Source organism: Desulfovibrio sp. (genome assembly GCF_019424165.1).
Lineage (GTDB): Bacteria > Desulfobacterota > Desulfovibrionia > Desulfovibrionales > Desulfovibrionaceae > Desulfovibrio.
On record NZ_JAHZAA010000031.1, the window covers coordinates 1 to 5,292 of the forward strand.

4 protein-coding genes and 1 pseudogene are annotated in these 5,292 nt (G+C 57.8%); 4 read left to right on the forward strand and 1 reads right to left on the reverse strand.

Features of this window, described 5'->3' with window-relative positions; translation table 11 throughout:
- Positions 1–16 precede the first annotated feature (16 nt).
- The gene (locus QZ377_RS09910) at positions 17–1,471 is read left to right on the forward strand and encodes a UDP-N-acetylmuramoyl-L-alanyl-D-glutamate--2,6-diaminopimelate ligase (protein WP_291441014.1); all 1,455 of its coding nucleotides are present in this window, start codon (positions 17–19) and stop codon (positions 1,469–1,471) included.
- The gene (murF, locus tag QZ377_RS09915) at positions 1,462–2,886 is read left to right on the forward strand and encodes a UDP-N-acetylmuramoyl-tripeptide--D-alanyl-D-alanine ligase (protein ID WP_291440994.1); all 1,425 of its coding nucleotides are present in this window, start codon (positions 1,462–1,464) and stop codon (positions 2,884–2,886) included. Before QZ377_RS09910 ends, murF begins: the two co-directional genes overlap by 10 nt.
- On the opposite strand, the gene QZ377_RS09920 is transcribed toward murF, so the two are convergent.
- The gene (locus QZ377_RS09920) at positions 2,883–3,119 is read right to left on the reverse strand and encodes a hypothetical protein (protein ID WP_291440995.1); all 237 of its coding nucleotides are present in this window, start codon (positions 3,117–3,119) and stop codon (positions 2,883–2,885) included. The genes murF and QZ377_RS09920 overlap by 4 nt on opposite strands.
- Before the next feature lie 164 nt (positions 3,120–3,283).
- Here QZ377_RS09920 and mraY point away from each other — a divergent pair, with 164 nt between their 5' ends.
- Positions 3,284–4,360: a phospho-N-acetylmuramoyl-pentapeptide-transferase gene (mraY, locus tag QZ377_RS09925; protein ID WP_291440996.1), complete on the forward strand. Its 1,077-nt coding sequence runs from the start codon at positions 3,284–3,286 to the stop codon at positions 4,358–4,360.
- An 11-nt stretch (positions 4,361–4,371) separates the two neighbouring features.
- Positions 4,372–5,292 (forward strand): annotated as a pseudogene (locus tag QZ377_RS09930) (Mur ligase family protein); the annotation flags it as partial.

The following is a 5,292-nucleotide window of genomic DNA, read 5'->3' on the forward strand; positions in this document are numbered from 1 at the left end:
TACAAAGAGGTTGATTATGAATCGGGAATTTGCGGCACTGCTGGATGAGTGCGGACGCGGCGAGATTGAGGTGCGCGCAGACTCGCGTCAGGTATGTCCCGGCGATATTTTTGTGGCTGTACCCGGCGTCAAGGAAGACGGCACCCAGTTTATTCCTGCCGCTGCCGAAGCCGGTGCGGGAGTTATCGTTTGCCGGGCCGACAGTGAAGAGGCTGCGGTTGCAGCGACCGCCGGATGCAGGGTTGTCCACCATGCCGACCCGCGTGAGGCGCTCTGGCGGCTGGCACAGGCCCGCTGGCATACGGATACCTTGCCTATCCGTATCGTGGGTGTTACAGGCACCAACGGCAAAACCACCTGCACCTATCTGCTTGAACGCCTTTTTGCCCAGGCAGGGCATAAGCTCGGTGTAATGGGAACAGTGAGCTACCGCTGGCCCGGTCATGTTGAGGCGGCCCCCCTGACCACTCCTGATGCCTTGAGCGTACATGCCATGCTGGCCGCAATGGCCCGCGACGGCGTGGATGTGGCCGTGATGGAAGTCTCTTCTCATGCCATAGACCAGCAGCGGGTGTGCGGTGTGCCATTTTCCGGCGCGGCCTTCACCAATCTGAGCCAGGACCATCTCGATTATCATCGAGATATGGAAAGTTATTTTCAGGCCAAGGCCAGGCTTTTTCTTGAGCTGCCTCGCGCCGACAAATCCATGGCCGTCAATGCTGACGATGCCTGGGGCCGCCGGCTGCTGGAGCTGTGCCCCACGGCCCTTTCTTTCGGCCTGCAAAAGGGTGCGCCCAACAGGCGGCATTTGTGGGGAGAATTGTTTTCTTCCACCACAGCAGGCTGCCATCTGCGCATGAGCCTTGAAGACATGCAGTGGGAGCTGCGCTCCCCCCTTGTGGGAGCTTTCAATGCCTCCAACCTGCTGGCCGTGCAGGCTGTGGCGCTGGAAATGGGAATTGATCCTGAAGCGTTCAAGGCGTTGGAAAGTTTTACGGGAGTCAGCGGCAGGCTGGAACGGGTGGAAAATCCGCAGGGGCTCAATGTTTTTGTGGACTACGCCCATACTCCCGATGCGCTTGAAAATGTTCTTAAAGCATTGCGCGATGCAGGTTTTGAGCGCGTGATCACTGTTTTTGGCTGTGGCGGCAATCGTGACCGCAGCAAGAGACCCATTATGGGCGAAGCTGTGGCCCGTTGGTCGGATGTGGCCGTGTTGACCTCGGACAATCCGCGATTTGAAGATCCGGAGGCCATACTCAAGGATGTGTTGCCTGGTCTTGCAGATGCCAGAGAGGTTGTAGTCGAGGTTGACCGCCGTGAAGCCACATCCCGGGCTTTGGGCATGCTTGGCAAAAAAGATGCATTGCTTATTGCCGGCAAAGGTCATGAAGACTACCAGATTATGCAGGGAGTCAAACACCACTACAGCGATCAGGAAGTGGTGCGGGAGATACTTCAGTGCGCATAACCATCAATGAGGCGGCAGCTTGTCTGGGCTTGCCCGGAGTTTTGCCGGACGTGGAAAACACCGTCCTGACGTCGGTCGTGACAGACAGCCGTGAGGCAGGGCTAGGAGCGCTTTTTGTCTGTGTACCCGGCAGCAGGGTGGATGGGCACGACTTTGCCGCGACGGCCGTGGGGCAAGGTGCTGCTGCGGTGCTGGCCGCACGGCCTCTGCCGGGCATCAATGTGCCGGTTCTGATGGTTCCTGATACGGTCAAGGCTCTGGGGGAACTGGCCGGATTGTGGCGCGACAGGACAAAGGCGCGCGTGGTGGCTGTTACCGGCACGGCAGGCAAGACGACCCTCAAGGAAGTGTTGGCCCAGGTTTTGTCCCTCGGCGGAAAGACCGCCCGCAATGCCCTGAATCACAACAACCAGATCGGTATGCCCCGTGCGGTGCTCGGCACAGACGGCGACGAAAATTTTTGGGTTATGGAAGCCGGCATCAGCCAGAAAGGCGACATGGATGACCTGGGTTCAGTGCTGCGCCCGGATATTGCGGTTGTGCTCAACGCCGGAACAGGCCACACTGAAGGGCTCGGCGAAAAAGGCGTGGCCTGGCACAAGGCGCATTTGCTCAAGTACCTTGCCAAAGGCGGTAAAGGTCTTGTCTGCGCCGATTATCCCGATCTGGCGCGTGAAGCCCGTGCCACGGGAGCAGATATTTGCTTTTTCAGCGGCAGCGGCCGGGATGCGGAATTTCGCGCCGTTTATGCGGGCGCGGCTCCGGCTCCGCAGGGGACTGCTGCTGCCCCGGCTGACTCCTACGGTTTGTACCGTCTGTGGTTGGGGGGCAAGGAATTTGACGTTACGGCTCCATTCAGGGGCGAATACGGAGCGGAAAACGTGGCTGCCGTGGCTGCCGTCGCTCACATGCTCGGGTTGGACTTCCAGGCCATACGCCAGGGGCTGGCGCAGGCCCGCATACCCGCGCAACGCTTTAATCAGGTGCAGGCAGGGTCATGGCTGTTGATTGATGATACGTACAACGCCAATCCACTGTCTATGGGCCGCATGTTGGATGCGGCGGCCGAAAGAGCCGCAGGACGTCCTTTTGTGGCAGTGTTGGGTGCCATGCTTGAGCTTGGCAGCCAGGCAGCCATGGAGCATGAGGCCCTGGGCCGCCGTCTGGCCGGTCTGAATCCTTCTGCGATTATCTGGAAAGGGTTACATGCGGAGGATGTGCGCAAGGGCCTTACTTTGGCGGGCTATGCCGGTCCCTGGCAGGTCGTTGCCGATGCCGGGGAGTTTATGAAAACATGGCGGACTCTGCAGGACTACGGCCTGGAGAGCAAGGCCGCCAAAAGCGGCGGCGTGGTTCTGTTTAAAGGCTCGCGCAGCAACAGGCTCGAAACGCTTATGGCAGCCTTGAGCAGCTAGAGCTTTTTTGCCTTTGCAGGCAGCTTAGCAGGGAAGAGTTCCTGCGTTTTTAGTTCGTAACTGCCTTCGTTGTAACGATCCAGGCAGATTCGCCTTGCAAAAAACAGGTTCGCCTGTCCGGACGAATTGCAGTGCCAACTGTCTGACCGCTGCATCCTGCCGCCCAGATATTGAGGCCCGTTCAGGCCCGTGGAAAACCATTTACGGGCGCAGGCAGAGATATTGAGCTTCAATGCCGTTTCCCGGCGCGGGCTGTTTCATCCCGACGTCCGGATAGCTCAGCCGAAACGGGAACTTTTTATTTCGCGGGTGTGTGCCTCACTAATCTCTACCCAGGGCCTTGCTTGGCCCGTTGACAGTAACGGTCGCAGAGTGGCCAAACGAACGGACTCCGTGCATGTTCTACAATTTCCTTTCTCCTCTCGCATCGGAATGGACATTCTTCAACGTCTTCCGCTACATCACCTTCCGTTCCATGGCGGCGCTCATGACGGCTCTGCTCATTTCCATAATTCTCGGACCACGGTTTATTGCATGGCTGCGCAAGTTGAAGTGCGGTCAGTATATTCATGAAGACGTGGCGGCCCACGCCTGCAAAGCCGGAACTCCCACCATGGGCGGCCTGTTGATGCTGTTCAGCCTTTCGGTGAGCCTGCTTTTGTGGGCAGACCTGACCAATATTTACATATGGCAGGCCTTTTTTGTTTTTGCCGGATTCGGGGCTGTGGGGTTTTGGGACGACATCACCAAACTGCGTCATCATAAAAACCGTGGCATTTCCGGCAAGGCCAAGATGGGCGGCCAGCTTGCCGTGGCTTGTGTAGCCATGCTGCTGCTTTTCGTTAATCCTGACTACAGCAGCAAGCTTACCATTCCGTTTTTCAAAGAAGTGACTTTTGATCTGGGCTGGTTTTACCTGCCGTTCGGCGTTTTTGTCATGGTGGCGGCGTCCAATGCCGTTAACCTTACGGACGGTCTTGATGGCCTTGCCATAGGCCCTTCCATTGTGGCCTGCATTGTTTTTTCCATTTTTATCTATATTACGGGCAACGCGCGCTTTGCCGGTTATCTGCTGGTCCCTTATATGCCCGGCGTGGGTGAGGTTACCATTTTTTGCGCTGCCCTTGTGGGCGCGGGATTGGGCTTTTTATGGTTTAATGCCTATCCGGCTCAGGTCTTCATGGGCGATGTGGGGTCCCTGTCCATCGGTGGGGTGCTTGGCTATCTTGCCCTGCTGTGCAAGCAGGAGCTTGTGCTTGCTGTGGTAGGCGGCCTTTTTGTAGCCGAAACGCTTTCTGTCATCGTGCAGGTGGGGTACTTCCGCTGGACCGGGGGCAAGCGTTTTTTTCGCATGGCGCCTTTGCACCATCATTTTGAACTTAAAGGCGTGCCAGAGTCCAAAATCATCATCCGCTTCTGGATCACGTCAATTCTGCTTGGCCTCATGGCGCTTTCGGTCCTGAAGCTGCGTTGAGGAGATATCGTATGGCATTGGAAAAAACGCGCGGCAGACGCATCAGCGTTGGCGAAACGGCAGTGGTGGTGGGTGCGGGGCGCTCCGGCCTTGCCGCTGCGCGGCTTTTGTGCCGTGAGGGAGCGCGGGTGCGCCTGCTGGACAGTAACCCTGATGCCTTTTCCGGCAGGGAAGGGCTGGCGGGCGAACTGCGGCAACTCGGAATCAGCATTGAGCTTGGCCCTCACACGTCTGATCAGTTTGAAAATGCCGCCTTTGTTGTGCCGAGCCCCGGCATGCCTGTAGCGCGCCTTGCAGGCCTTGTGGATGAGGAGCGCACGGAAATTCTGGCAGAAATGGAGCTGGCATGGCGCTATCTGGATAGCGAGCCAGTGCTGGCCGTTACCGGAACCAGCGGCAAGACCACAACCGCATCACTGGCGGCTGCCATGCTGCATGAGCAGGGCTATGCCGTTTTTCTGGGAGGCAACATCGGCACCCCCTTGTCGGAATACGTGCTTTCCGGACACAAGGCGGATGTGCTGGTGCTGGAGATTTCCAGCTTCCAGCTGCAAACCTGCTCCACGTTTTGCCCACGGGCGGGCATTTTACTTAATATTACGCCCAATCATCTGGATTATCACAAAGATATGGCTGAATACACGGAGGCAAAGTTTCGCCTGTTCCGGTGCCAGGATGAGGGCGATCTTGCCGTGCTTGACGAGAGCCTGCGCAGTCTCGCGGCCCGGTACGGTCTGAAGGCCCGGCAGGTTTATGTGAGCGCTGCGGACCGTTTTCCTGAAAGTTCCCTCATGGGCGTACATAACCGCGTGAATGAAGAAGCAGCCTGGCAAGCCTGCCGTCTTTTCGGCGTCAGCGAAGAAAATGCAGCCAGAGCCGTGGCGCGCTTTGCTCCCCTGCCGCACCGCCTTGAGCGGGTGCGTGAACTTGAA

Excerpts from the sequence above, each read along its gene's own strand:
- mraY (WP_291440996.1), top strand. The coding sequence starts at position 3,284 with ATGTTCTACAATTTCCTTTCTCCTCTCGCATCGGAATGGACATTCTTC.
- QZ377_RS09910 (WP_291441014.1), top strand. The coding sequence starts at position 17 with ATGAATCGGGAATTTGCGGCACTGCTGGATGAGTGCGGACGCGGCGAG.